The organism is Taibaiella soli (assembly GCF_003236175.1).
Lineage (GTDB): Bacteria > Bacteroidota > Bacteroidia > Chitinophagales > Chitinophagaceae > QKTW01.
This window is the reverse complement of record NZ_QKTW01000022.1, coordinates 183,646-208,954: the sequence shown is the minus strand read 5'-3', so window position 1 is coordinate 208,954 and position 25,309 is coordinate 183,646. Positions and strand designations below refer to the sequence as shown.

Below are 25,309 nucleotides of genomic sequence, written 5' to 3'. Positions count from 1 at the left end.
AGGATTTGCTGAGCTTTCTTCGTTTGCAGTATCTGAAGATGCAGTACCTCTTTAGAAGATTAATGCTTTTGATTTTCTTGTTATCTCCACCACTCTGCTTTGCCCCATTTCCACGACATTGGCATCATAATCAAAGAAAGCGTCAGGCCAGATTTACCAGACAGGTTGATGGCTGTATTACCTCCGCTTTCTTCGTAACTGACATACTTAATATTACCGAAAGAATACGTGGCACGCGCTTTAAAGCAGATGCCCGCAAAAAAGCCTATTTCGCCTTTCAGATAAGGAAGCAGGTGGCCGGCAGTACCATTGTTACCTTTGTAAACAGTCATGGTATAAGACGGATAAAAACCAGCACCCAGGGAATAACAAAAACGTCTGCTTTTATCTTGTATCGCATCACAACCGAATTTATAATCTACACCAATCGGCAATGCCATTTCCATTGTTCCGGACCCTGTAGAAGTAGTACCGGTCTGGCTGTTGGATGAGTAGCTAAAGCCACCTGGCTCCCACGCAATCGCATTAAAAAGGAAAGTAGTGCTGATAGCAAGACTGCCTCGGGTACCGATTTTTGCTATCGGGAAGTACGTGCCGAGCGTGGCGCCGAAACCACCCTTAGAAGTGATTTTATCGCTGTGCGTGCTATCGCTTACCGTTAAACTTTCGCTGTCGAATTTGTGTTCTTTGTACTGGAATGTTGCAGAGGAAAGGCAGAATGAATAACCGATTTCGAAACGTTCTGTCCACCGGTGACGATTTTCGTCATCCTGAGCATGAGACAGCAAGGGCAAGGCAAGGATAAGGCTTACCAGGATGGTTTTGAGTGTGTAACCAAAATTCATATATAATTTTATTTGGCCGCAAAACTATAAAAACGGTTCATAAAAAGAACTTCCTCGCAGAGATTTTACATTGGTGCGTATCTTTGTGTACACAATGATTTACAATAAACTTTATATCGACGATATCGAAGGAAAGGGACGAGGTGTTTTTTCCGCTTCCGATATTCCAGCACACACAATCATTGAAATAGCACCGGTTATTGTAATGGACAATCTGGACCGCCTTCATCTGGACCAGACTTTGCTCCACGACTATATTTTTGAATGGCTGCCCAATGAAGAGAAAAAATGCTGCATGGCATTGGGTTATGTCTCTATCTACAACCATTCCTACAATTCCAACTGCGAATACTTAATGGACTACGAAGCAACAACCATTACGATAACAACCGTTCGTGACATCAACGCAAACGAGGAGCTAACCATCAATTACAACGGCGACTGGGACGATAAAAACCCGGTATGGTTTGATGTGAACTAAGAAGTAGGTTATAAATTGTTCGTTTTAAGTTATAGGTGGTAAAATTGCAGAGCAGAGCTGAGCTAATTACCAATGATCGCCAGAGCAGCTTCCAGCAATTCATCACGCCCGGCAACCACTCCTTTAATGGTCGGTTTTACCTCTTTGTCAATCTTCACACCTTTTCTTTGCGTAGCACTGCCGTCCGGATAAAAGATACCGACGCCGGAAATAGCAGTTTTAATATCTCCCGGTAAAACAATAGCCGAAATATCGCCGTCAGCACCCGCTGTCTGGCTACCAAGAACGGTCACTTTAGCCGCCGTTGACAGCGCCATGGTGGTGTATTCGGCCTGACTCATCGTTTTTTCATTGACGATGATCACAATCTTCTTATTATAACACGCGGGATTGTGCTCCCCATTAGGCGGGATTGGATCGTCATAAAAACTGCCCGGTCTCCGTAAACTCATAGTAGACGCCTTTGCAAAAACAGACGACTCACACTTCAGCCATTGCCCGTAAACAAATGGCATAAAGGTCGCAGGATAGCAACGCAAATCGATAATGAGACCTTTGGTATTCAAAAAATCTTGCTTGATCTTATCAATATCGTCCTGCTTAAGCAATGCAGGATAGATGTAACCAATATTTCCCGGCAACACCTGAAATGCGGAATCTGGTTGACCAATTTTCCGGAGATGTTCGAAAATAGTTTTGCTATAATTGCCGGCATCAAACTTGCGTTGCGTAATTGTTTTTAATGCACCATTTCGTCTAATCTGGATATGCGCAATTGGTTTTGCACTCCGGAATAATGGTCCGGTAGGATACGACAACACCGCGTATTGATAAGGCTGATTCGAACCCGGCATCAGGTGCAAATATTTTTTGACCAGCTGCTCAACGGACATCCCGTCTATTTTTTCGATGACATCCCCTTTTTGAAAATTAGCAGCGACATTCAGGGTATCCATGAAATTGCCCACAACAACCAGTTTACCTTCAATAAATGAAGTTCTCAGCGGCGTGATATATTTCCCAAAATAGTTTTCGACAACAACACGTTTCAGTCCAATGCTGGCATGGCCATCATGAATGCTGTTCACAAGCGCAACACAAGCCATCTCGTAATCGGTCACATTTTTTGCATTGATGAAAACAGGTATTAGCCGCAGCAACACATCGCTCCATTTTTCACCAATCACATCTCTGTAAGGATAAAAATACTGGATCATGTTCCAGTAGCGATACAAGGCAAGCAGACGCAAACCGGCATCCGGATAGATGTCACCATCGTAAGCAATCTCATTTTTGAATTCCGGATTACCAACATTTTTGATTTTCGCGATATAGTAATGCTCCCCTTCCTCTGAATGATTGTCTCGAATAAAACCCAATTTCGTTGTCAGGGAATTCGGCAGATTTCCATTATCAAAAATATGTCCGTAATCTGCTTGCAGAATTTCTCCTTTTTCCTTCTCCCCGCATTTCTTACAGAGCTTTACTGCACCCAGACTGTCCAGCTCATTTTCAATCATCTTGTAAGCAGCAGCGTCATCCGAAGCTTTTAGATAGCGTGGCAAAAAACGGAATAGTTGTGCATCCCAGTTAAACTGTCCGGAACAAACCGCAGGATGATAGTATTTGAGAAAACCCCAAACCTCCCCCAAATTCGTCAGACGTTTTAAATTAGTTTTTGAAACTGCAATTGATTTAATACCGGAACCGCGGTTAAATGCAGTATCCTGAGCAGCCGGCGTCGTGGGTTTTACGTAAGAAATGGGTTGCGCAGAAAGATTGCCAGCAAAAAGGATTAATAAAAATAAGGCGGTGGTTCGAAGCATAGGAAGGCGTTTTCATACGCGATGAAATTAGCAAAAATCGCGTGAATAGGCAATGGCGAAGGTGAGCGATGAATTCTGAAAAACGTCAACCCAGGAATTTACTGCTTAAAAACGCAAGCGTCCTAAATTTCGCTATATCTCGTTCCCTCGACATGACACGAAATAACACTGGCCTTGTTTTGAATTTTGAATTTTGAATTTTCTGCTACCGCTGCGTAGTCCTGAAAACTACTGTGGCATTTTTTTTCAGAATATCCGCCAGATCTCTCTGCAGCTGGATGATTGATTGCTGCAAGATGGAAATACGCTGTGGGTCTTTCTCTTCTTTTATCCGTACCCAAACTTCTGCCAATACGGCTTTCAGCTTTTTGATTTCAAAATAGATCAGACAGCTCTCCACTTCATTGATGTAGTTGAGCTCTCCGTGCAGGGCTTCGATACCATAGTTTTCTTTCCACTTAGGGCTAATCTCATTTCTGATGTGCAATAAAGAGGTCATCTTCTGCTGCACGCTCGTATCGGGGAAGTTGGTGAAATAACTCAGCTCTGGTGAAGTATGGTAAGATGCAAGATAATTATAATAATGGTCGTAGATCTGCCGTGCCAATTGGCTATCGATCAAATCCGGATCAATACGTTCGTTGATGGTAGTCGTTACATTACTGTTTTCTCCCATCGGCTTGTAGCCATGCTCCAGCAATACACGCACCAGTTCCCATTCCTGCGGATCGTCCGTTGGCTGCGACGACGGCACTGTATAACCATGCTCGTCTTCTACAAATTGTTCTGGTCCTGGCTCTGGGATATTACGGACCTGCTTGTTTTCCTGATGCCGTTTTTCCTGATCGAGGCGCTCGCGGATGTATTTATTAACCAGCGTTACCAGTCCGTTTTCATCAACCGCCAGCTTTGTTGCCGCGGTACGGATAAAATAATCCTGCAACGCAAAATCTTCGGCTTTATTGATACGCGAAATGCTTTCTGCAATTTCATTTACCAACTTCGATTTCTTGACAGGATCAGTACCAACCTCTTTCATGCCGACTTCCAGCCTGAAACCAATTACATCCTGCTTATGTGTTTTTACATACTCGTGAAACTGCGCAGCACCGGATTTTTGCACAAAACTATCCGGATCTTCGCCTTCCGGCAAAAGCACCAGCTGCACGTTGAAGCTTTGTGAAAGGGCCATATCAAGACCACGCAACGCTGCTTTGATACCGGCACTATCACCATCATAAAGGATGGTCAGGTTTTTAGTCAGCTGCCCGATCAACCGCAACTGATCTTCAGTCAGTGAAGTACCGCTGCTCGCGACAACATTCTCTACGCCGCCCTGGTGCAATGAAATCACATCGGTATAACCTTCTACCAGAAAACATTCATCCAGCTTACTGATTGTCTGCCGGCTCTGGTACATGCCATAGAGCACTTTGCTCTTGATGTAGAGTTCGTTTTCCGGTGTATTGATGTATTTCGGCGCTTTCTCGTTGCTTTTGAGAATACGGGCACCAAAACCCAGCACGCGGCCGGTCATGCTTTGTATCGGAAAAATCACACGACCGCGGTATGAATCGTAATACATACCATTGCGGTTCTTGACCAATCCGGATTTCTCCATCAAGGCTACATTGTAACCTTTCAGAATAGCCGTTTTGGCAAAAGCTTCACCGCTTTCGGAACAATAGCCCAAACGGAATTTCTCCAGCGTATCCTTCCGGAAACCACGTTGTTTGAAATACGAAAGACCGATCGCCTGGCCTTCGTCGGTCATTAAATTTTCCTGAAAATAAGTCGCAGCATATTCATTGAGAATGCGCAGACTTTCTTCTGCCAGCTGCTGTTCTTTTTGCTCCGGCGTTTTCTCCGTTTCCTCCAGTTCTATTTTGTAATAACTGGCCAGCCAGCGAATGGCTTCAGGATACGTGAGTTTTTCGTGATCTTGTATGAATGTAACCACGTTGCCGCCTTTGCCACAGCCAAAACATTTATAAATGCCTTTGGCCGCAGACACATAAAATGAAGGTGTTTTCTCGTTGTGAAAAGGGCAATTCGCGATATAGTTCGCACCTCTTTTCTTCAACCTTATAAACTGCCCGATGATGTCAATCACATCAGCCCGTGCCAACACTTCATTTATGGAATTCTGGGAAATCATTCTGGATCAGCGAAGATACTTATTTAATGCGGGGAATGTGCTTTGGGAATGTGTTTTAATGTGATGAATGTGTTTAATGTGCTTTATTGTGGTTAATGTGTTCCAATGTGATGAATGTGTTTTAATGTGCTTTAATGTGTTTTAATGTGTTTAATGTGTTTTAATGTGATGAATGTGTTAGGTACGTCCTCCGACATCCGATACGATCACACCAACTGCATGATCACATTAAAACACATTAAAACACATTCCCCAAATCCTACATTTTGGTATGAGCATCACATTTATCACATTGGAACACATTTCCCACATTCCATATTTCCACATTATATATTAAGGTATGGCATCACATTTATCACATTAAAACACATTTCCCACATTCCATATTTCCACATTCTATATTATGGTATGGGCATCACATTTATCACATTAAAACACATTCCCCCACATTTAGTAAGTGAACACAGCAGTAAACGCACTCCGTTCCCTGCCTTTGGTAAACGCATACCAATTCCCATTATAATCGATACTGGACGGGAGTAATCGGCCGTGCACATTTTGAAGACGGACTTTCATACGCACATCAAAATCAAATACGACGGTATGGTAAGAAAGTGAATAGTTCCGGGCAAGTATAGCATAATCTGATTTCCGGAACCAGGTACTCAGTTCGTTGTAGACAACCTGGGAGGAATATTCTGGTTTGGGAACGGCTGCAAACAAATAGCATTCCTCCCCTTCAAACTCAACCGATTGCAGTCTAAAATTGTACATCTTAGCGATATCCGGCTCAAAAATGCCGGCTTTATTTCCAACAAAAGGAACACCTTTTACCGGACTTCCGGGATTAAAGATCAGCTGTTTGAGCTGGGCTTTGTTTTTCTCCATTGCTCCTTTGCCTTCAGCTTCCAGCGCGTGCCCGGCAATGATATCGTCTTCACCGCACACTTCCTGACCTGGTTTTGTAAAAAATAGAGAGGCATAAAGCGCAGCCGTGTAATAGCGGTAATCGCCATTATTCTTGTAAAAATCACCGGTCGTTTTTTCGTCCAGCACTTTCATGCTGCGACAGCGGCCATTGACAAACTGCTCTGTTCTGCTATTTAAAGAAGCTTCGGTGCCGCCGTTTTTATCAAAAATCTTTATATCGTTGGCTGCTTTATAAGACACAAGATGCAACGCGCGAAACGCTTTGTAAAAAGTAGTATCTGTTTTTACCCGGCGGATAAACCCTTCTATATCCCACCCGCCGCGAGCGGCTTTGACAGTCACCTCATCCATTTGTATCGGCAGGTCGAAAATGCTGCTGTCTTTGCCCTGAGTTGGTTGTTTACCCTGTACATCTTTTGCCTGGGAAAAAGCCGGTGAAGCTGGAAAAAGCAAAGCAATCAGCAACAATATTGCCATAGATTGCCGTTTGCGGATGTAGTAGCGTTTATCGTTCAAGTACGTCGTTTTCAAAATTATAAGTCATTCAAAATTACAAGCTATCACAATAAAATGCGTGCCAGAATTGGTGAGCATCCATAAAAAAACCTGGAACCGTTTGATAAGTTCCAGGTTTTACAATGAGTAAAAATATAATTAGTGCATGATGACCAGCTTTTCTGTAGTCGCGGATGAACCATTAGCAACAGTCAGCAGGTAAATGCCGGATGGAATATTGCTGGTATTAATGGATACTGTATTTCCGGCGAAGTTTTGAGCGATGATCATTTTCCCTGAATAATCTCTTAACAACACGGTGTTTTCCGAAGCACCGCTATTTGCCTCCAGCGTAATATTTACCTGATTCGTTGCCGGATTCGGATAGAAAGACATCAGTTTTTCTGCAACAACAGTGTTTACTGCAGTGGAAACAGGCAACGGCGTATACGCATAAACCACACCCGATGCATAATTGGTCGTCGCTGTCGCATTGTTGCCATTACCGCCAAGCATGTACATCGTATCATGAACGGTAATTGCCGACTGACGGGATAATTTAATCGGAATGCTTGAATCTGCAGTCCAGATATTAGCTACAGGATCATATTCGTAGTGACTGTTGCGGAGATTGAAATAACCCTCCCAATCGGTACCGCCGCCTAAAACGTGAATTTTATCGCGATAAAATGCAGCTGCGCAAACAAAAATCGGTGCAGGCATTGCCGCTTTGGTAGTCCAGCTGTTCGTTGTAGTATCATAAACCTGGTTGTAGTTTACCGGCGTCGTACCATAACGTCCGCCCAGTACATAAAAATGACCGTTTGCAGCCACACCGCAGTTAACCTGCATTACGCCATTCGTCAGCGACGCATTTCCTGTGCTGGTCCAGGTATTGGTAGCCGGATCGTAAATAAAAAGATTCGTATAGGAATTAGGCCAGCCGCCCGTTACGTAAATTTTATTATTGAGCGTACAAGAAACCATCTGCGATCTTGGGCCAGGCATAGAAGCGCCGGTACTCCAGCTGTTCGTTGCCGGATCATAGATGAATAATGAGCTAAGACTACCGCCCTGTGTTGCATCATAGCCGCCCATGATATAAATCTTGCCATTCACCTGCTCTGCAACCATCTCTGCGCAGGCTGCCGGCATAGGTGGCAGTGTACGCCAGGTATTTGTTTGTACATTGTAAGCTTCAGCTGTAGCGAGTGTGGTAGTACCGTTGTTACCACCCAAAGCATAAATAGTGTCGTTAATTGCTACGCAACTCATAGAGTGTCGGGGGGAAGGCATAGGCGCTCTCGTAGTCCACATAAATTGTTGTCCGAAAATGCAGGACACAGAAAAACACAGCAATGCTGTAAACAAAGCTTTTTTCATACGGAGTAATTGAAGATTCTAAGACGTTTAAAAAGGATTTGGCGCGAAATTATCTTTAATTATTTCGTTTTTTATTCCCAAATTTTTATTAGAACATGCTTTTAATCAACACTTCAGCAATTAATAAATCTTCAGGAGTTGTGATTTTCAAATTACTACGGTCTCCTTCTACCAGATAAACTTTTTTTCCGGAAGCCTCTAAAACACTGGCTTCATCTGTAAATGCAGCGTTATACGATTGTTCAAAAGCAGGTTTTATAACATCTGTTCTAAATGTTTGCGGTGTCTGTACAATGCGCAATTGCGTGCGGTCTACCGGTTCACTGTCGGTTCCTTTAATCATTCGCATACTGTCAATCGCAGGTGTGACCGGAATGGCGCTGCCTTTTTCCAGAGCCATTTCATAACAGCGGTGAATCAACGCAGCCGAAACCAGCGGACGCACACCGTCGTGAATAAATACAATGCCTTCGCCGGATATCGCATTTAAACCATTCTGCACACTGTGGAAACGTGTTTCGCCACCAGCCACAATCGTCAGATCAATGCGTTGCTCAAATGCCTGCAATATCATTTGCGCATAACTAATCTGATGCGCAGGCAAAACCAATATCAGGTGAATGCCTGGCATCGCATCTGCAAATGCCTTGATGCTATGATACAATACTGGCTTACCATCCAGATCTAAAAACTGCTTCGGCAATGCGGTGCCCATGCGGGTTCCCTGCCCTCCGGCTACGATAACGGCGTATGTATTTTCGTTTGTACTCATTACTTACATTAACATGTTTACGGCGCTGAATTTTCTAATTTTGAGCTACAACCCGCAATTATGCGCCACAAAAAAACAACATTTTCTGCGCTTTGTTCCGTGATTTCCGTCATGGCAATTGTGGTGCCGTTTTCTTCACCAGGACAAAAAATATATTCTACCACTTATAAGGGCGATGCTGATGTGAAAGTCTATGTCACCAAATGGAAATCGGAGGCCGATCTGGTTGTTTACAAAGCAAAATATTCCAGCGAGGTAGATGCCAGAGATAATAACGGTATCTGGTTTTTCACAGAATACAAAGGTGAAGCCAAAAAGACGATCTATTTCACGGAGTGGAAATCGGATGCTGATCTCATTATTTATTTTACCGAATGGAAAAGCGAAGCCGGCTGGCAAAACAAAAAGCGGCAGGCATTACTGTATTAAAACCCACACAACTTATTGTGCTCAACTCCTGGCTACAAAATTGATGCTTCGAACTTCGAAATCGTAGCTCAAAGGTGGAACATTGTACCTCGATGCCGGAAAAAGGTACCTCTGAAGTAGCACATTGCAGCTTTGAGGTAGAAAAAGCTAGCTCAAAGGTGGAACATTGCACCTCGAAGCAGGAAAGAGGTACCTCTGAGGTGGAACATTGCAGCTCCGAGGTACAAAAAGCTAGCTCGAAGGTGAAACATTGCACCTCGAAGCTAGAAAAAGGTACCTCAAAGGTGGAACATTGCAGCTCCGAGGTACAAAAAGCTAGCGCTGAGCCGGAAATTGCAGCTTTGAGGTGCAAATTGCAGCTTTGAGGTGCAAAATTCAATGTGGATTCGGATCAAACCGCTTTAAAGGGCTGCGATGGAAATGTTTCTCTTCTGATTGTAATGCCAATGCCATAATTCCGTCATACATACATATGAATATTCGTTTATGCATAAATTTAAATATTGCATTACTCACCTAAAATGATCCTCATGAAAAAACTGTCAACTCTTTTCTGTGTATTACTGTTTTGTTTTTCTTCCGTTGCCCAAACACCAACTTACCAGCAGAAGCTGTACATCACCGGTAAAATATGGGGTTTTGCCCGCTATTATCATTCGTCGGTTTCTAATTGTATGGTAAATTGGGATAGTGTGCTGGTTCACTATCTGCCTTCGATAAAAAATGCCGCAACCAACAATGATTTTAATGATCTGCTGGATAGCATGCTGACCGCAGCCGGACCTATGGCACTTTCGAACACACCGTTTCCTGATACCATAGCGCCGGAGCTAAAATTCAACCGTGATTTTTCCTGGTTTAGCGATCCGCTAATTCGCAGCGATGTAAAAACAATGCTGGATACTATTAAAAATAATTTCCGGCCACACCCGATCTGCTACGTGCAGGACAATTACTACACCGGCGCTTACAGCGGATGGCTGATATTTCCATACGATAGTCTGATGCGCAGCAATCCGCTTTTCACCAACTACCCCGACGAGCCAAATCGTGTGCTTGCATTTTATAAAGTGTGGAATATCATCCGTTATTTCTATCCTTATAATAATGCGCTCGACCATCCCTGGGACAGCACCTTATATGAATATGCACCGCAGATAGCCGATGCACCGGACGCCACCACATTTAGTACACTAACGATAAAAGTGGCCACGCGACTAAATGATGCCCACGCCTACGGTCTCACCTGGGCAGGCAATGCCAGCGCGTATATACCTAAAATTTTCACACCGATGCTGCAATTAAAATATATCGCCGGGCAATACACGGTTGTGAAATCATATTATAGTGAAGTAAGCAGAGGCGATGTAATTGTTTCGGTAAATGGCCTGACACCGATTCAAATGGAAGATAGTCTGCGACCTTATATTTCAGCTGGCAATCCCGCAGTATTTCACCGCTCTATGGAAACAACCCTGCTCGGCAATGATTACAATGCAAACATGACTCTTGTGCTAAAAGATAGTGCGGGTAATGATTACACTATTTCTAAAACGGCGAATAGTTATCCTTATAATTCCTGGTATGACTATTACCCTAACGACTCACTGGCAACCGTATCCTGGCAAACGATTCAGTGCGACCTTGGCTATGTGAATATGGGGCAATTGCAGGATGCTGATGTACCGCAGATGTACGACGATCTGAAAAATAAAAAAGCGATCATCTTCGACCTCCGTAATTACCCTAATGAAACCGCCTGGGACATTGCACAGCTTATGTATCCGCAACCAATGGAATTCTCCGCGATCACCCAGCCAGATGTCACTTATCCCGGAGTCTTTTACTGGTACCACGATGTAGTAGGACCAAACGGAGCAGCGACTCCTTATCAGGGAAAAGTGATTATTCTAATGAATGAAGAAACTCAAAGTCAGGCAGAATTTACCTGTATGATACTCGGTCATATGCCTAATTCCATAAAAGTCGGCAGCCAGACGGCCGGAGCAGACGGGAATGTCTCCTGGTTCCGCATTGCACCCGACCTTCAATTTGGCTATACAAATCTGGGCATATTTTATCCGAACGGCGATAGCACCCAACGGATCGGCATCATCCCGGACGTGCCTTCATTACCTACCATTGCGGGTGTTCGTGATCACCGTGATGAAGTGCTGGAAACAGCTTTACAAATTGCCTGCGAACTCTCGGTTCCAACGGTGGAAAATAAACTAACGCAAATTCAGATCGCGCCAAATCCGGCAACAGAATTTGTTACCATAACACTCAACAATCCGCAGGTAAAAGAAACGATGATCAGCATTTCAGATCTCGCGGGAAAAACACTGTTGCAGCAAACAGCTGGCGGTGTATCTAAAACAGATTTCAACGTAAAATCTTTCCCGGCGGGCATGTATATCGTCACAATCCAAACCGGCGCACAAAAAGTGGTGAAAAAACTGGTGGTGAAATCGTGAATGGTGAATGGTCAATGGTGAATGGTGAATGGTGAGTGGTGAGTGGTGAATGATGAATGGTGAATGGTGAATGGTGAAACGTAAAAAGCGAAGTCGCAAAGATCATCTTTGCGACTTCGCTTTTTTAATGTTCTCTGCGCGAAACAGCTACATTACGCGGGATGTCTCCTACCGTCGACATGACAAACGCGACGTTGCATGTTTTGACTTTTTGACTTTTGACTTTTGACTTTTTGACTTTTGACTTTTGACTTTTGACTTTTGACTTTTGACTTTTGACTTTTGACTTTTGACTTTTGACTTAAAACGCAACGAACTCCTCCAGATGCGCGGCTGCGTAAACAGCCATTGTGTGTATTGTGGATTCGTCCAGGCTATTAAATTCTTCATCGAGTATGGCAAATTCTGGCAGCTGATCATAAAGCTGCGCAAATTCTTCTACCGTTGTTTCCCGTTCCAGCACGTCGATATTTGTTACATAAGCCTTTAATACATCGTCGAGCAATTGTGCCATTTCATTCGCGCCTATACTCGTCAGCCATCCGGGCATAGGCAGTAACAGACTTACATAGCCATTTTGGATAAACTGGATAAAGCCCCCCTGCATCACTTGCATCCGCACATAATCGTACGAAAGGAAAAGTTGCTGTCCCTGCGATAATTCCTGTATAAAATCAAAATTCTGACGGCTGTACATTTCCGCATGCAGCGGTTCCGTCAGCAATTCAAAAAACTCATAATCATTTCCGGATGCCTTTCTTGTCGTGATCTTGTCTGCCGGAATTTTTGGTAAAAAGCTACTCTTCCGCTCCATACTTACTGTCATTTAGATACCGCATAAAGATAATACCGATCGCCGTTGTTACGAAAAAGATTAAATAACTTTATCATATAAAACCGGAAGCATCATGAAAGAGATCATGGATAATTTTTCGAACGTTGCTGATACTTACGCACGTTATCGTCCGCTTTCCCCGCTCAGCCTTTTTCAATTTTTATACGAGCACGTCAGTCGTTTTGAAAACGCCTGGGACGTAGGCACGGGAAATGGCCAGGTAGCGACAGTGCTCGCCGAGAAATTTACCAAAGTCTATGCTTCGGATATCAGTCAGGAGCAACTTAATAAGGCCCGGCACAAAGACAATATTGAATACATCAAAGCCAGGGCAGAAGACGCCCCCAAAATCCCGGACAACAGTATTGATCTGATCACGGTCGCACAGGCGATACACTGGTTTGATTTTGACCCATTTTATGCAGAAGTGCGGCGCGTAGCCAGAGACGGTGCACTGTTCGCCGCATGGACTTACAACGTTGTTACCATCGATCCGCCGACCGATAAAATCATTCAACATTTTTATACCGATACAGTTGGTCCTTATTGGGATAAAGAACGCCGGTACATTGATGAGGCATACACCACAATCCCATTTCCATTCCAGGAAATCCCCTCGCCTATTTTCGATCTGACGGATGAATGGACTTTAGACCAATTACTCGGCTATCTCGGCACCTGGTCATCAGTACATCACTATCGCGAACAGAAAAAGGAAGATCCGATTGACATCATCCGTCCGCAACTGGCCGCTGTCTGGGATAAGACGGAAGTGAAAAAAATGATCTGGCCGGTGTATTTGCGGTTGGGAAAGGTGAATCGCTGATGGAATAATGTGGTGAATGTGATTAATGTGGTGAATGTGGGTAATGTGGTGAATGTGGCGAATGTGGCGAATGCGGATAATGTGTATTTACGCAGGTTCTTGCGTTTGTTTGTCATCCCGATGAAAGAGGGATCCCGCGAGAACATTGGCCCACACGACGCGGGACCCTTCCTTCGTCAGGGTGACAAACACGAGTACAACCAAATTGGAACAAAAATCATGAACAAACACATTAAACACATTAAGCACATTGATCACATTTCCAACACAGGTTCTTGCGTTTATTTGCCATCCCGAGGCAACGAGGGATCCCGCAATAATATAGACACACACGACGCGGGACCCTTCCTTCGTCAGGGTGACAAACACGAGTACAACCAAATTGGAACAAAAATCATAAACAAACACATTAAACACATTCGCCACATTGATCACATTTCCAACACAGGTTCTCGCGTTTATTTGTCCCGAGGCAACGAGGGATCCCGCAATAATATAGACACACACAACGCGGGACCCTTCCTCCGTCAGGGTGACAAACACGAGTACAACCAAATTGGAACAAAAATCATGAACAAACACATTATGCACATTAAACACATTAAGCACATTTAATCACGAAATCCGCAATTAAATCGGATATTTTTGTCCGGTATTTTTCCGTTGTCCTAACATTTACTAATTTAACCGCATGGAAAAGAAGGAACGCGCTCCCGTTTATTACAGTGAGTACCTGCAATTGCAAAAAATTTTGAATGCACAGGAACCTGAAAGTGCGAAAGAAGGCATCCGTGCAGATGATGAAATGTTGTTCATCATCATCCACCAGACATACGAACTTTGGTTTAAACAGATCCTGCATGAGCTGAGCCTTGTGCGTGATATCTTCAAACAACCGAGCATTCCTAACAATGCGCCGGATATTTATAATACTGTACATCGTCTCAACCGCGTTTGCCGTATTCTGGAAATCGCAGTGAGCCAGATGAACGTGATGGAAACAATGACGCCGCTCGATTTCCTCGATTTCCGTGATTTGCTCCGCCCTGCTTCCGGCTTCCAGAGCATTCAGTTTAAAATGATTGAAGCAACCCTTGGTCTGAGCTATGATCAGCGTCATGGTAAAGGTTATTACCTTTCTCAGCTCAATCCATATGATATTGAACTGGTGAAAAAAGCAGAGTCTGAGCAATCGATTCTGGTGCTGGTAAACCAATGGCTGGAACGTATGCCTTATGTACAGGACGATCCGTACTGGAAACACAACGGCGACAACAACTCTTTCTGGGATAAATATTACGAAGTGTATAAAAACAGTCTGTCCGAAGTAGAAATGGCCAACCTCTCTGCTTTTGAGAAACTGTTCATAAACGATAAGGACTACCCTGCTGAACGCCGCTTCAGTGCACAGGCCAACCGCAGTGCGTTGTTCATCATGCTTTATCGCGACCATCCGCTGTTGCACCTGCCTTATGAATTGCTGAATACTTTGCTGGAAGTTGATGAACTGATGGCAATGTGGCGTTACCGTCATATCCATATGGTGCAGCGCACTATTGGCAAACGCGTAGGTACAGGCGGCAGCACCGGTGCAGAATATCTGCGTGCCGCGGCTGATTCGCACTATGTGTTTAAAGAGCTGGCCGAGCTGACTTCTTTCCTGCTGCCACGCAATCTGCTGCCTGCACTGCCGGAAAAAGTAATCAAAGAACTGAGCTATAACTAATATAGTGAACGCATTTACCGGAAGATTGTGACTTGAAAAAGAAACAATCTTCCGGTTTGCATTTTAAAATTCCCCTCATTTTAATCAGCTTTGCAATTCATGGCTCCCGCGATAGAAATCAACAACCTGAAAAAACAATACAAAGGCTCCTGGACTCCGGCGTTAGACGGCCTTTCGTTGCGGGTGAATGCGGGCAAAGTCACCGGATTGCTGGGACCAAATGGCGCCGGAAAATCTACCACGATCAATATTCTCTGTGGTTTAATTGTACCTGACAGCGGCACTGCATTTATCAACGGGAAAAACTGCATTAAAGATACCGTCTCATTGCGCGGACATATTGGTGTGGTACCACAGCAGGTAGCATTGTTTCAAAATCTGACTGCGTGGGAAAACTTTCGCTATATCGGTCGTCTGTATGGACTTCCCGAAACAAGTATCAATGATCATGCAGGACATTTACTGCAACGTCTTGGTCTGGAAAAACATGCGGATAAACGTGTAGGTCGCTATAGTGGTGGGATGCGCCGCCGTGCGAATATCATTGCATCGCTGCTGCACGAACCTGAATTATTGATTCTCGATGAACCGACTGCCGGCGTCGACGTACAATCAAGGGCGTTGATTCTGGAATTTCTGGAAGAATATAACCGCTCCGGAAAAACCATTTTGTACACGTCACACCTGATGGACGAAGCGCAGAAAATTTGTGATGAAGTGGTCATTATTGATGAAGGAAAACTGGTAATGGAAGGAACCCCGGATGAACTCATCAGACAAACACCTGACTGCCGGAATCTGGAAGAGGTCTTTTTACATTATACAGGGCATTCGCTGAGGGACTAGTTGGTGAATGGTGAATGGTCAATGGTGAATGGTGAATGATAGTGAAACGTGAAACGTCAAATGTCAATGGCGCACACTGTTTGTCACCCTGAGCGGAGTCGAAGGGGCCGTGAGTTGTCAGTTGTGAGTACAAAACACGAGTAACTGTCAACTGTCAATTGATTTAAAATATAAGTGCTTTGCGGCTTTGCCCCTTATGCATCTTTGCGGGAAACAAAAGAATACTCACGTTTGTGACAAAATGTGGGTCATCCCGGGGAACTAGTTGGTGACTGGTGACTGGTGAATGGTGAATGATAGTGAAACGTGAAACGTCAAATGTCAATGGCGCACACTGTTTGTCACCCTGAGCGGAGTCGAAGGGGCCGTGAGTTGTCAATTGTGAGTTGTGAGTTGTCAATTGTGAGTACAAAACACGAGTAACTGTCAATTGTCAATTATGAGTACCCAACATTTATTAACTCGCGCTGGAAGTTCTCCTCCTTTGGAGGAGCTAGAGGAGGCCGAAAAAACAATCATTATTGAAAAAGATATTTGCCACGATCATTAAAGAATGGACCTTGCTGCGCCGCGACGTTGCTGGTCTGGCATTGCTGTTGCTCATGCCTGCATTGCTCATTATTGTAATGGCATTGGTACAGGACGCTCCTTTCCGCGATTATCAGGAAATCCGTTTTGATCTGCTGTTTGCAGACAATGACAAAGGAAGTGTGGCGACTGAAATTAAAAATGGACTCCGTCAAAGTCCGAACTTCCGGGTGATTGACAGCATCGACGGGCAATTGCTTTCAGAAGAAAAATTAAAAACACTATTGCATGATGGCAAATACCGTGTAGGCATTGTGATACCGAAAGGCGCTACTGCAGAAATTGCCAATTCAGCCAATCTGGTTGCCAACAATATTGCGGAGAAACTAGGCATGGGCGTTTTACCTACCCGCAGCAGCCGCGACAGTATGTATGTGCGCATGTATTTTGATCCTGTGACGAAACCAACATTCCGCATGTCGGTAAGTTTTGCGCTGGATAAATATGTGACCTATTCCTGCAGCGAAGTATTAGTACAACGGCTTTCGAGAATCAGCCGTACTACAGGCGACACCGCCGCACCTTCCGCAGATTTCAAAAAGATATTTCAGGGCATTGGCGTCAAAGAGCAACAGCTCGACGGCATGTCTTATCATAAAACAGAGATCAATTCGGTACAGCACAATGTACCTGCCTGGGCTATTTTCGGCATGTTCTTCATCGTGGTTACCATTGCCGGATCTATGATCAAAGAACGCGAAGAAGGCAGTGCACTGCGCATTGCACTCATACCAAACTCCCTACGACCTGTAGCTGCGGGTAAGATTTTGTTTTACGTAATCGTTTGCACGGTCCAGTTTATTTTGATGCTCGGCATAGGCCTTTGGGTATTACCATTATTCGGACTTTCCCATTTATATCTCGGTTCACAACCCGTGGCGTTATTGCCAATGGTTATTGCCATCGCATTAGCCGCAACTTCTTACGGCTATTTTGTCGGTTCCATTTTTAAAACCGCCAATCAGGCTTTGTCATTCGGCGCTATCTCTATTGTGATCCTTTCTGCATTAGGCGGCATCTGGGTTCCGGTAGATATTCTTCCACCGCTGATGCAAAAAATCGCGGTGCTTTCGCCTTTGCACTGGGCGCTTGATGGTATCAATCAATTATTGCTCCGCAATCTCGGCATTGGCTCCATCTGGCTGCACGTCGCAGTATTATTGGCTTTTAGCCTGCTGCTCTGGTTGATCAGTACGTATAAAAACAGAAGAAGAATTCAGTCCGTTTCGTAGAGACGTTGCATGCAACGTCTCTACGAGGCGTATCAAAAAATAAACGGAATAAGGCGTTTGCTCCGCTTCATGTAATTGATATAATCATCGCCAAACTGTTCAATCAATGCTCTTTCTTCTACTTTGACACGATAGAAAAACGCCGCGCCGATTAACACCACCAGCATGAGCAAGGAAAGATAATTATTGAGTGAAATCCCGAAACCCGCAAACGAAATCAACGAAGCTGCGTAAGACGGATGCCGGAGATAACGGTAAATGCCATCGGTTTTGAGCTGATGTCCTTCGCGAATCGTTACATCTACCGTAAAATAGCGGCCCAGCGAGCGGATTACTGCGAAACGCAAAACCATTCCCAGGATAATGACGCCTAGTCCGACATTCATGGCTACAGCATAACTGGTAAAAATCGGATTGTGATCGATTCGCGCTGTCAGCACCACCTTTACGCAGACCATCGCAATGGTCAACCAGATAACAGCCAGCGAATATCTGTCCGAGTTCTTCTTATCTTTTGGACCGGACCATACGATTCAACAATATTTCAGATGCCAGCCAGGCGCCGTAAACGATATAGGGAAAGTAATTCATGTTTGGTTTGATATTTGTTTCAGGTAGCGATTTTTCGTCGCAAACTCAAAATACAGTGCGGACTTCAAAGTTTTATCCCCCTTTTGCGGTGGTATCTGTTTTTACAAAATGAACTTTCAGATTGATCTTATAACGAAGCTCCGTCGTGTCTGATGTAAACAAAGCAATGAAACCATTCTTCTGAAAGAATTCCCGCCAATTGTTCTTTACATGAATGGGGATTTTTTTCGTCTTACCAGGAAGAAGCACATCCGAACTGCTGAAGAAATATCTATCGCTGCCAAAACCGCTATCGTACCAGCAAAAGATTTGCCGCGGCACATAGACACTACGGTTTGAAGTGTTTTTGATACAAAGTATCACGTCAAACGGATCTTGCATATGCACGTTCTTAAAAACGCGGTCCTGCAGCTGTAAATCAATATAACTATCAGCGAGCTTCACGTACCGATCGCCGTCATAATAGCTGAATGCAACCAAATGCTTTGGCGGGTCGTTGTTTACGTTCGGTGTTTTATAATTTACCTGAGCATGAGCGAAATGAGCCGCACAAAAAATCATCGTTGTGAATAAAATGGTTTTCATCTGATTGGTTTAATGGTATCGAAGCGCACTCATGCTGTCTGATTTGAAAAAATGTACGGAGGTGGCTATCGGAGAGCATAAATATGATGTAACCAACTTTTTCATAAGAATCCAAAATTCATCTGATGTTTAAAATAAAGACAGAATAAACTCAATAATGGTTGATCAATGACGAACATTCATGCCACCTGATGCTAAGTAGAGAAATAATAGCGGTTAGTATTTTAGAGAGACGCTTCATCTGATTAAAATACGAAATATTGACATCCCGATACATATCGGTATCTTTAGTCAAGACTAAACTTTCGCTGAATTGTACAGTCTTTTGAAGGACAAAAAAATAAACGGCTATTAATCGGACATGAAAACTCACTACGCGTTCCTGTTCATTTTACTACTTTCCTGCAACCGTGCCAATCTGAATTGCGAACGCACGGTCGTGGAAGAGACAACGTCCAAAAACTATGTAGATAGTTTTCATAATGCTTTGCTCAGTCGGGTAGAATTTGATACAGTAGGCGTTGAGCAGGCACCCGTCCGCATTGCCGGTTATCACCTCGTGCAAAAAAAAGGTACCCATTACAAAAGTGTGGCACTCACTTATAAAAATATTTCCGCAAAAAAAATCGAAGCCATTCGCTTTAAATGGTATGGCACCGACAGTACCGGCGCACCAGTGGAAATGGGCTACGCTGCAACCGGCATCGGTGGCAGTTTTGACGACGAGCCTTTAGAAGCTGGCAAGGAACGTACTGCAACCTGGGGCGTACTCACTAATAAGCTAGATACCATCACCAAAGCATGGCCCACAGAAGTTGTGTTTGAAGACGGAAGTAAATGGGAATCTAAGACCAATTGACAATGGAAAATTGACAGTTCTCTTATTTATTAAATACCTGCAAGCAAAGAGAAAGCCGGACGGGCGAATTAACGTTCACCACCATTGTGAGTTGAACAAATTGTTTTGTGAACCCAACAAACATGTGCAACTGTCAATTGTTCACTGTCCATTGTCAACTGATTAAATACGCTTCCAGATTTGTTGCCACAATAATATCATTATCCTTCGCATCAATTTTTTCGGATTGATCTACCGGATCAAGACTAATGTAGTAGCGGTTTTCGGCTTTGAGCAGTTTCAATCTTTCTACGTAATAAAAATAATGTGCCGCATTGTAATTGAAATCGTATTCGAACACATCATTGAACTTTAGCACAAGTCTTTTGCCTGCGGGATAAAACAATTCAAACTTCAGATCAATATTCAGCTGATCATTTTCCCAGTTAATGCCAATGCCATTCAGATAAGCACTAACCAATGAAAATTCGGATTTTGACTGATCAATTATTTGATCATTGCAACCTAAGTAAGAGAGCGCACTGTTCATAACGAAAGTTTTCACCAGCCTAAAATATTCAATCAAGATTACCGCAGCATTAAGTATTACCCGCAGCTGAAAAAGCCAGCTGTTAATCTCCGCAAACACAACAGACTGTAGCCTGAAAATAAAAAAGCACCTGCGATTACACAGGTGCTTCACTATAAAAATTGATTGAACCTACGGATTGTACTTAACGCTGTCGTTGTACAAAATCTGCGTTGCTGCAGACATATAACCAGACTGATCGGTGCTCGTCAGATTATACCACATATAAACGCCATAACTGCCATTTTTAGTAGAAGTAGCCAGACTCGCGGCCTTTGTTTGCGTAGTAGCTTGTGGACCTGAAAGACTTACAGCTGCCGGAGACAAATTACTCTTCGGCATGCCTGGAATGGTTGGAGTATTAAAAGTACCGTAAATCGCATTCCATGAGTAGTCGAGCATATCGCCTACATTTTTGCCATTGTAAGACAAACGCTGTGCAGCCGGACCATAGTAATACATCGTAATTAATTTGCTTGGCATCAGCTGACGAAGCTCATCCACCAACATTGTGAATGAACTGTCGTTTGGTTGGCCAGTGTTGTATTTTCCGTAATCAGCATATTCATCATCGAAGTCAATCCCATCCAGGTTGTTAGCGGTAACAGCAGTAGAAAGCTGAACTGCAAAATCATGCGCAGATGCGCGGCTGGTGAAGTTGCTGATGCCAGCGCCCATGTGATTACCCAGAACGGACAACAATACCTTGATCCCTTTCTTCTGCAACGGCGCTACTTGCGTTGCAACGTTATTAATCACGCTAGTCACTTGCTGATTGTAATACAGAATTGCTCTGTTGTTTACAGTATCGTAGTTAACGTTTGCTGCAAAGATGATGGCGATATCAAACAATTGCTGACCGCTGTCTTTTAATGTATACTTCGCAACATTGAGCATGCTCTCGTTATTCACTTCCACATACACAACGGATTTACCGCCAGCTTTCGCAACTTTAAATGTATCTGGATTCGTAACCGGAGGTGTAGTAACCGGAGGCGTAGTTGTTGGTGGCGTAGAAGTGCTACCGTTATCATCTTTTTTACAAGCGGTAAAACAGATAGCAGACGCCATCAAAGTCAAAGCTGCATTTCGCAACAGGAGTACATTCTTATTCATTCGGGTGAGACGTTAATAATGATAAGCGCTAAAAATATTAATTCTTCTCCGAAAACAAACAACCGGAAGGTCATTTTTTGGCTTTTTGACATTTTTCTCACTACAAGAAAAAGCAAAGCCGCAAAGAATGGTAACCTGACGAGAGCAAGAAATTCGTCATGTTAGCATAAATCTTTGCAGCTTCGCCACTTATGTACGCTCACTTCTATTGAAAGGCGAGCATTTTTGAATTTTGACTTTTAGTTTAATTGTAAAGATGCCGGTCCAAATTCTTCAAAATGAATTGCTTCTTTTCCAACGCCGTGTGCCGTGAGATATTCATAATGCTTTTTGATAAATGGTGCAGGACCACAGATATAATAATCCGCTTCCGGAGAAAGCACTTGCTGATCAAAACGATTTAATTCTACCCATCCGCTAATCACATCAGTCTGACCTTCTGCAGGTGTATCGTAGAAAAAATGCGTGTTTAGCGTTTCATTACCGTCAGACCATTCCGCGATGATGCTTTTGAAAGCATGCGCGTTTGCGGCTTTACAGCCATGAATCCAGGTTTTTGGCTGCGTGGTTTTCCTTTGCACCAGCGTTTCCAGCATGCTCATCAACGGTGTCTGTCCTACGCCACCACTGATAAACACCACAGGACGATCATTTTCTGCTAAAACGAAATTTCCGGCCGGAGCAGTGATTTCAATCATATCGCCTTCATTTATGAAATAATGCAGGTGATTGCTGATCATACCATCCGGGTGAACGGCATGTGTTTCTTTCTTCACTGAGATGCGGTAATAAGAACCATTTGGTGCACAAGAAATACTGTATTGTCGTGGTTGCAGCAAATTCAGTTCTGGCAAAAATAAACGGACACTGAGATATTGCCCTGGCGTAAAATCTGCCACTGGACCACCATCTGCAGGATACAAATAGAAAGAAGTAATCTCATCAGATTCTTTCACTTTCTCTTTCACGATAAACGGACGCCAGCCAGTCCAGCCACCTTCTTTCTTGACCTGATTATCATACAGTGACTGCTCATGGCCACTCATGATAGAAGCCAGCTGAAGATAGGCTGCTGTCCATGCATCCAGGATTGCTGGTGTGGCACCCTCACCCAATACCTCACTGATTGAAGCAATCAAATGTTTACCAACGATTGCATAATGCTCTGGACGGATATCCAGACTAGTATGTTTTTGTCCGATGCTATCCACTGCCGGCATCAGCACTGCCGGATTTTCTATATTCTCAGCATAAGCTAACACAGCCATTGCCAGCGCAGTCTGTTGTTTTTTATTCTGCTGATTACCCATGTTGAACATGTTTTTCAGTTCAGGGTTGTGGGTAAACATTCTATTATAAAAATGGGAAGTAAGCAATACGCCATGTTCTTTCAAAATCGGCACCGTGGCTTTAATGAGCTCTTTTTGTTCGTTTGTCATTTCTTGTTGTTTTCAGTTAGAATATATTAATACCTTTTTATCCTTTATTTATTCAAAAAAATAGTCAGGTTTTCTTCAGTGAAATTTTTCCGTTGAGCAATTGTTTGTTGAATTGACCAATGGTTGTAGTCGTGAGCATGTGTGTAATCTGATTGCGCACTTTTTTGAATTCTGCGTGCAAAGGGCAAGGATTGATTTCCGAGCATTGCGAGAGTCCTAAACCGCAACCCGTAAAAATAGCATCACCATCTACAGCTGAAACAATATCAGAAAGCGGCCGCGTCATTGTTTTAGCGTCGGCAAAAAAACCGCCGTTCGGACCTTTGGCAGAATCAATGATACCTTTACGGCAAAGATCTTGTAAAATCTTGGCGAGAAAATGTTCGGGAGAATCTATCTCTGCGGCAATCTCTTTCAGCCCCACTCTACTGCCATCGGCAGTATTGCTGGCCACATAAAATACCGCCCGCATGGCGTATTCACATGTTTTAGAAAAGATTCCCATCGCTCATTGTCGCTATGACAAAACAAAGGTAAAAGGAAATAAATAATAAAGGATATTTTTGTCTGAAATTATTTTTTACGTGAATCATCAATGGTGAATGGTGAATATCCTCAATACCGGGAAGAGGCTGCATGCAATGTATCCAATTATAAGGGCATTCACCTTTGACCATTTACCATTCACGAAAAATGCCGTCCCGAAGGGCGGCATTTTTTTATTTCAGAAAGCGCTTCATTTCACGCTCTACATCTCTTGATCTGATACTTTCGCGCTTGTCATGGAGTTTTTTACCCTTACCAAGCCCGATTTCAATTTTTGCTATGCCGTTCTCATTGATGAAAACAGCGAGCGGGATAATACTATACCCTTTTTCCTTCACCTTATCCGACCACTTCTTAATCTCTTTGCGGGTCAACAATAATTTGCGCACTCGCGTAGGATCGTGACCGGCATAGCCAGCGTTGACATATTCAGCGATATGCAAACTTTTTACCCAGAGCTCCCCTTTCTCAAACAGGCAATAACTGTCATTGAAGCTTACTTTACCATTCCGTATCGATTTGATTTCGGAACCGGTAAGCACCATGCCAGCCTTGAGCCGGTCTTCAATAGCATACTCAAAAGTGGCGGGGCGGTTTTTTATATAAACGTTGGAATCGGCCAATTTAATTCTAGTCTAAAATCCTGAATTTACGTTAATTGGGTAAATGGGCAAAATAGGCAAACAGGTAATTAGTTAAATCAGTCAACGACTTCATTACCGCATTAACCATTTAACCATTTAACGTTTTAATTAATCCTCCTTAATCGTCTTCGGATTTTCCATAAACCAGCCCAAAGTCTGAGCAAGTTTTGTTTTCAGCACTTTACGGTCTACGATAAAATCGAGGAAGCCGTGATCCAGCAAGAATTCAGAGCGCTGGAAGCCGTTAGGGAGGTCTTTCTTAATTGTTTCTTTAATAACACGCGGACCTGCAAAACCGATCAGCGCATTTGGCTCAGCGATATTGATATCACCCAGCATTGCAAAAGACGCAGTAACACCACCAGTTGTAGGATCAGTCATGAGAGAAATATACGGCAGACCAGCTTTTGCGAGCTGCGTCAGTTTCGCAGATGATTTCGCCATTTGCATCAGCGAGAAAGCACTTTCCATCATACGTGCACCACCTGATTTGGAGATGATCATAAACGGAAGTTTGTGTTTAATTGCGTAATCGATACCGCGGGCAATTTTTTCACCAACCACAGACCCCATTGAACCACCGATGAAGTTGAAGTTCATACAAGCGATCACCAGCCCGTGACCGTTTACGTTACCGGCACCTACGCTCATAGAATCGCGGACACCAGTAGTGCGCATCGCGTCTACGAGACGTTTATCGTACGGCTTCAGATCTACGAAACCGAGTTGGTCTTTACTGACGATTTCTTCAAACAACAAGGTGTATTTCTCGTCATCAAAAAGGATGCTGAAATACTCTTTTGCGTTGATGCGGTTATGATAATTACATTTCGTGCAAACGTATAAATTGTCTTCCAGTTCTTTGATCGTTACGGTTGTTTTACATTCCGGGCATTTGTGCCAAAGACCATCTGGAGCTTCTTTCTTCTCTGTTGTACTGGTTAATACACCTTTTTTGATACGACGGAACCAGGTTGAGGACATAAATCTTTCGATTAGTTAAAACTGAGTTGTGAACTGCCTTTTTATAAAAGCAGCCGTCAAAGATACGACGGAAACATTAAAAGATGCACTAAGCTTTTGGGCTTGGGTTGCTTATCTGATAATGATGG

23 protein-coding genes are annotated in these 25,309 nt (G+C 43.5%); 8 read left to right on the top strand and 15 right to left on the bottom strand.

The features are described from left to right. Positions 1–80: 80 nt before the first annotated feature. On the bottom strand, positions 81–845 hold the full coding sequence (locus DN068_RS16770; RefSeq protein ID WP_111000091.1) for a hypothetical protein: 765 nt from the start codon (positions 843–845) through the stop codon (positions 81–83). Positions 846–939: 94 nt separating this feature from the next. Here DN068_RS16770 and DN068_RS16765 point away from each other — a divergent pair, with 94 nt between their 5' ends. Beyond that, entirely contained in the window at positions 940–1,326 is a 387-nt protein-coding gene (locus DN068_RS16765) for an SET domain-containing protein (protein ID WP_111000090.1), read from the top strand. A 62-nt stretch (positions 1,327–1,388) separates the two neighbouring features. Here DN068_RS16765 and DN068_RS16760 read toward each other — a convergent pair whose 3' ends face one another. The 5 genes from DN068_RS16760 to DN068_RS16740 form a co-directional block, all read right to left on the bottom strand. Next, positions 1,389–3,152 carry a S41 family peptidase gene (locus tag DN068_RS16760; protein WP_111000089.1) on the bottom strand — a complete coding sequence of 588 codons (1,764 nt, stop codon included), beginning with the start codon at positions 3,150–3,152 and terminating at the stop codon, positions 1,389–1,391. 205 nt (positions 3,153–3,357) lie between these two features. Next, positions 3,358–5,310 (bottom strand): DNA primase, encoded by a 1,953-nt coding sequence (dnaG, locus tag DN068_RS16755; protein WP_111000088.1) that lies wholly within the window; start codon positions 5,308–5,310, stop codon positions 3,358–3,360. Between the two features lie 450 nt (positions 5,311–5,760). After that, positions 5,761–6,756 (bottom strand): hypothetical protein, encoded by a 996-nt coding sequence (locus DN068_RS16750; RefSeq protein WP_111000087.1) that lies wholly within the window; start codon positions 6,754–6,756, stop codon positions 5,761–5,763. A gap of 138 nt (positions 6,757–6,894) precedes the next feature. Beyond that, a complete protein-coding gene (locus tag DN068_RS16745; protein WP_111000086.1) occupies positions 6,895–8,118 on the bottom strand; it encodes a Kelch repeat-containing protein in 1,224 nt (407 codons plus the stop codon). Positions 8,119–8,206: 88 nt separating this feature from the next. Beyond that, the gene (locus tag DN068_RS16740; RefSeq protein ID WP_111000085.1) at positions 8,207–8,890 is read right to left on the bottom strand and encodes a 2-C-methyl-D-erythritol 4-phosphate cytidylyltransferase; all 684 of its coding nucleotides are present in this window, start codon (positions 8,888–8,890) and stop codon (positions 8,207–8,209) included. Between the two features lie 60 nt (positions 8,891–8,950). Here DN068_RS16740 and DN068_RS16735 point away from each other — a divergent pair, with 60 nt between their 5' ends. Together DN068_RS16735 and DN068_RS16725 are read left to right on the top strand one after the other, a co-directional pair. Next, complete coding sequence (locus DN068_RS16735) at positions 8,951–9,319, top strand: DUF6150 family protein (RefSeq protein WP_207798994.1); 369 nt, start codon at positions 8,951–8,953, stop codon at positions 9,317–9,319. A 530-nt stretch (positions 9,320–9,849) separates the two neighbouring features. After that, positions 9,850–11,796 (top strand): T9SS type A sorting domain-containing protein, encoded by a 1,947-nt coding sequence (locus DN068_RS16725; RefSeq protein WP_165836430.1) that lies wholly within the window; start codon positions 9,850–9,852, stop codon positions 11,794–11,796. Positions 11,797–12,097: 301 nt separating this feature from the next. On the opposite strand, the gene DN068_RS16720 is transcribed toward DN068_RS16725, so the two are convergent. Then, complete coding sequence (locus DN068_RS16720; protein ID WP_165836429.1) at positions 12,098–12,610, bottom strand: DMP19 family protein; 513 nt, start codon at positions 12,608–12,610, stop codon at positions 12,098–12,100. A 94-nt stretch (positions 12,611–12,704) separates the two neighbouring features. On the opposite strand from DN068_RS16720, the gene DN068_RS16715 reads away from it, so the two are divergent. The 4 genes from DN068_RS16715 to DN068_RS16695 all read left to right on the top strand — a co-directional run bounded on the left by DN068_RS16715 (position 12,705) and on the right by DN068_RS16695 (position 17,849). Continuing rightward, a complete protein-coding gene (locus DN068_RS16715; RefSeq protein ID WP_207798992.1) occupies positions 12,705–13,457 on the top strand; it encodes a class I SAM-dependent methyltransferase in 753 nt (250 codons plus the stop codon). A 691-nt stretch (positions 13,458–14,148) separates the two neighbouring features. Further along, positions 14,149–15,183: a tryptophan 2,3-dioxygenase family protein gene (locus tag DN068_RS16705; protein ID WP_111000080.1), complete on the top strand. Its 1,035-nt coding sequence runs from the start codon at positions 14,149–14,151 to the stop codon at positions 15,181–15,183. A gap of 99 nt (positions 15,184–15,282) precedes the next feature. Next, positions 15,283–16,029: an ABC transporter ATP-binding protein gene (locus DN068_RS16700; protein WP_165836428.1), complete on the top strand. Its 747-nt coding sequence runs from the start codon at positions 15,283–15,285 to the stop codon at positions 16,027–16,029. Between the two features lie 521 nt (positions 16,030–16,550). Then, positions 16,551–17,849: an ABC transporter permease gene (locus DN068_RS16695; RefSeq protein WP_111000079.1), complete on the top strand. Its 1,299-nt coding sequence runs from the start codon at positions 16,551–16,553 to the stop codon at positions 17,847–17,849. A 32-nt stretch (positions 17,850–17,881) separates the two neighbouring features. On the opposite strand, the gene DN068_RS16690 is transcribed toward DN068_RS16695, so the two are convergent. Together DN068_RS16690 and DN068_RS16685 are read right to left on the bottom strand one after the other, a co-directional pair. After that, positions 17,882–18,325: a methyltransferase family protein gene (locus DN068_RS16690; RefSeq protein WP_262508865.1), complete on the bottom strand. Its 444-nt coding sequence runs from the start codon at positions 18,323–18,325 to the stop codon at positions 17,882–17,884. Between the two features lie 187 nt (positions 18,326–18,512). Beyond that, positions 18,513–19,025, bottom strand: coding sequence for a hypothetical protein (locus DN068_RS16685; RefSeq protein WP_111000077.1), 513 nt, complete (start codon positions 19,023–19,025; stop codon positions 18,513–18,515). A gap of 361 nt (positions 19,026–19,386) precedes the next feature. On the opposite strand from DN068_RS16685, the gene DN068_RS16680 reads away from it, so the two are divergent. Continuing rightward, positions 19,387–19,884, top strand: coding sequence for a hypothetical protein (locus DN068_RS16680; RefSeq protein ID WP_111000076.1), 498 nt, complete (start codon positions 19,387–19,389; stop codon positions 19,882–19,884). Between the two features lie 154 nt (positions 19,885–20,038). Here DN068_RS16680 and DN068_RS16675 read toward each other — a convergent pair whose 3' ends face one another. The 6 genes from DN068_RS16675 to accD all read right to left on the bottom strand — a co-directional run bounded on the left by DN068_RS16675 (position 20,039) and on the right by accD (position 25,181). After that, complete coding sequence (locus tag DN068_RS16675) at positions 20,039–20,413, bottom strand: hypothetical protein (RefSeq protein ID WP_123985387.1); 375 nt, start codon at positions 20,411–20,413, stop codon at positions 20,039–20,041. A 171-nt stretch (positions 20,414–20,584) separates the two neighbouring features. After that, on the bottom strand, positions 20,585–21,568 hold the full coding sequence (locus tag DN068_RS16670) for an endo-beta-N-acetylglucosaminidase H (RefSeq protein ID WP_111000074.1): 984 nt from the start codon (positions 21,566–21,568) through the stop codon (positions 20,585–20,587). A 239-nt stretch (positions 21,569–21,807) separates the two neighbouring features. Further along, a complete protein-coding gene (gene hmpA, locus DN068_RS16665) occupies positions 21,808–23,007 on the bottom strand; it encodes an NO-inducible flavohemoprotein (RefSeq protein WP_111000073.1) in 1,200 nt (399 codons plus the stop codon). 64 nt (positions 23,008–23,071) lie between these two features. Continuing rightward, positions 23,072–23,512, bottom strand: coding sequence for an RrF2 family transcriptional regulator (locus tag DN068_RS16660; protein ID WP_111000072.1), 441 nt, complete (start codon positions 23,510–23,512; stop codon positions 23,072–23,074). Positions 23,513–23,726: 214 nt separating this feature from the next. After that, positions 23,727–24,176 (bottom strand): SsrA-binding protein SmpB, encoded by a 450-nt coding sequence (gene smpB, locus DN068_RS16655; RefSeq protein WP_111000071.1) that lies wholly within the window; start codon positions 24,174–24,176, stop codon positions 23,727–23,729. A 129-nt stretch (positions 24,177–24,305) separates the two neighbouring features. Beyond that, on the bottom strand, positions 24,306–25,181 hold the full coding sequence (accD, locus tag DN068_RS16650) for an acetyl-CoA carboxylase, carboxyltransferase subunit beta (RefSeq protein ID WP_111000070.1): 876 nt from the start codon (positions 25,179–25,181) through the stop codon (positions 24,306–24,308). Positions 25,182–25,309 lie beyond the last annotated feature (128 nt).

Bases quoted from the DNA above. Each gene is read 5' to 3' on its own strand.
- DN068_RS16770 (WP_111000091.1), bottom strand. From the start codon at position 845: ATGAATTTTGGTTACACACTCAAAACCATCCTGGTAAGCCTTATCCTT.
- DN068_RS16765 (WP_111000090.1), top strand. From the start codon at position 940: ATGATTTACAATAAACTTTATATCGACGATATCGAAGGAAAGGGACGA.
- DN068_RS16760 (WP_111000089.1), bottom strand. From the start codon at position 3,152: ATGCTTCGAACCACCGCCTTATTTTTATTAATCCTTTTTGCTGGCAAT.
- dnaG (WP_111000088.1), bottom strand. From the start codon at position 5,310: ATGATTTCCCAGAATTCCATAAATGAAGTGTTGGCACGGGCTGATGTG.
- DN068_RS16745 (WP_111000086.1), bottom strand. From the start codon at position 8,118: ATGAAAAAAGCTTTGTTTACAGCATTGCTGTGTTTTTCTGTGTCCTGC.
- DN068_RS16740 (WP_111000085.1), bottom strand. From the start codon at position 8,890: ATGAGTACAAACGAAAATACATACGCCGTTATCGTAGCCGGAGGGCAG.
- DN068_RS16735 (WP_207798994.1), top strand. From the start codon at position 8,951: ATGCGCCACAAAAAAACAACATTTTCTGCGCTTTGTTCCGTGATTTCC.
- DN068_RS16725 (WP_165836430.1), top strand. From the start codon at position 9,850: ATGAAAAAACTGTCAACTCTTTTCTGTGTATTACTGTTTTGTTTTTCT.
- DN068_RS16720 (WP_165836429.1), bottom strand. From the start codon at position 12,610: ATGGAGCGGAAGAGTAGCTTTTTACCAAAAATTCCGGCAGACAAGATC.
- DN068_RS16715 (WP_207798992.1), top strand. From the start codon at position 12,705: ATGAAAGAGATCATGGATAATTTTTCGAACGTTGCTGATACTTACGCA.
- DN068_RS16705 (WP_111000080.1), top strand. From the start codon at position 14,149: ATGGAAAAGAAGGAACGCGCTCCCGTTTATTACAGTGAGTACCTGCAA.
- DN068_RS16700 (WP_165836428.1), top strand. From the start codon at position 15,283: ATGGCTCCCGCGATAGAAATCAACAACCTGAAAAAACAATACAAAGGC.
- DN068_RS16685 (WP_111000077.1), bottom strand. From the start codon at position 19,025: ATGAAAACCATTTTATTCACAACGATGATTTTTTGTGCGGCTCATTTC.
- DN068_RS16680 (WP_111000076.1), top strand. From the start codon at position 19,387: ATGAAAACTCACTACGCGTTCCTGTTCATTTTACTACTTTCCTGCAAC.
- DN068_RS16675 (WP_123985387.1), bottom strand. From the start codon at position 20,413: ATGAACAGTGCGCTCTCTTACTTAGGTTGCAATGATCAAATAATTGAT.
- DN068_RS16670 (WP_111000074.1), bottom strand. From the start codon at position 21,568: ATGAATAAGAATGTACTCCTGTTGCGAAATGCAGCTTTGACTTTGATG.
- hmpA (WP_111000073.1), bottom strand. From the start codon at position 23,007: ATGACAAACGAACAAAAAGAGCTCATTAAAGCCACGGTGCCGATTTTG.
- DN068_RS16660 (WP_111000072.1), bottom strand. From the start codon at position 23,512: ATGGGAATCTTTTCTAAAACATGTGAATACGCCATGCGGGCGGTATTT.
- accD (WP_111000070.1), bottom strand. From the start codon at position 25,181: ATGTCCTCAACCTGGTTCCGTCGTATCAAAAAAGGTGTATTAACCAGT.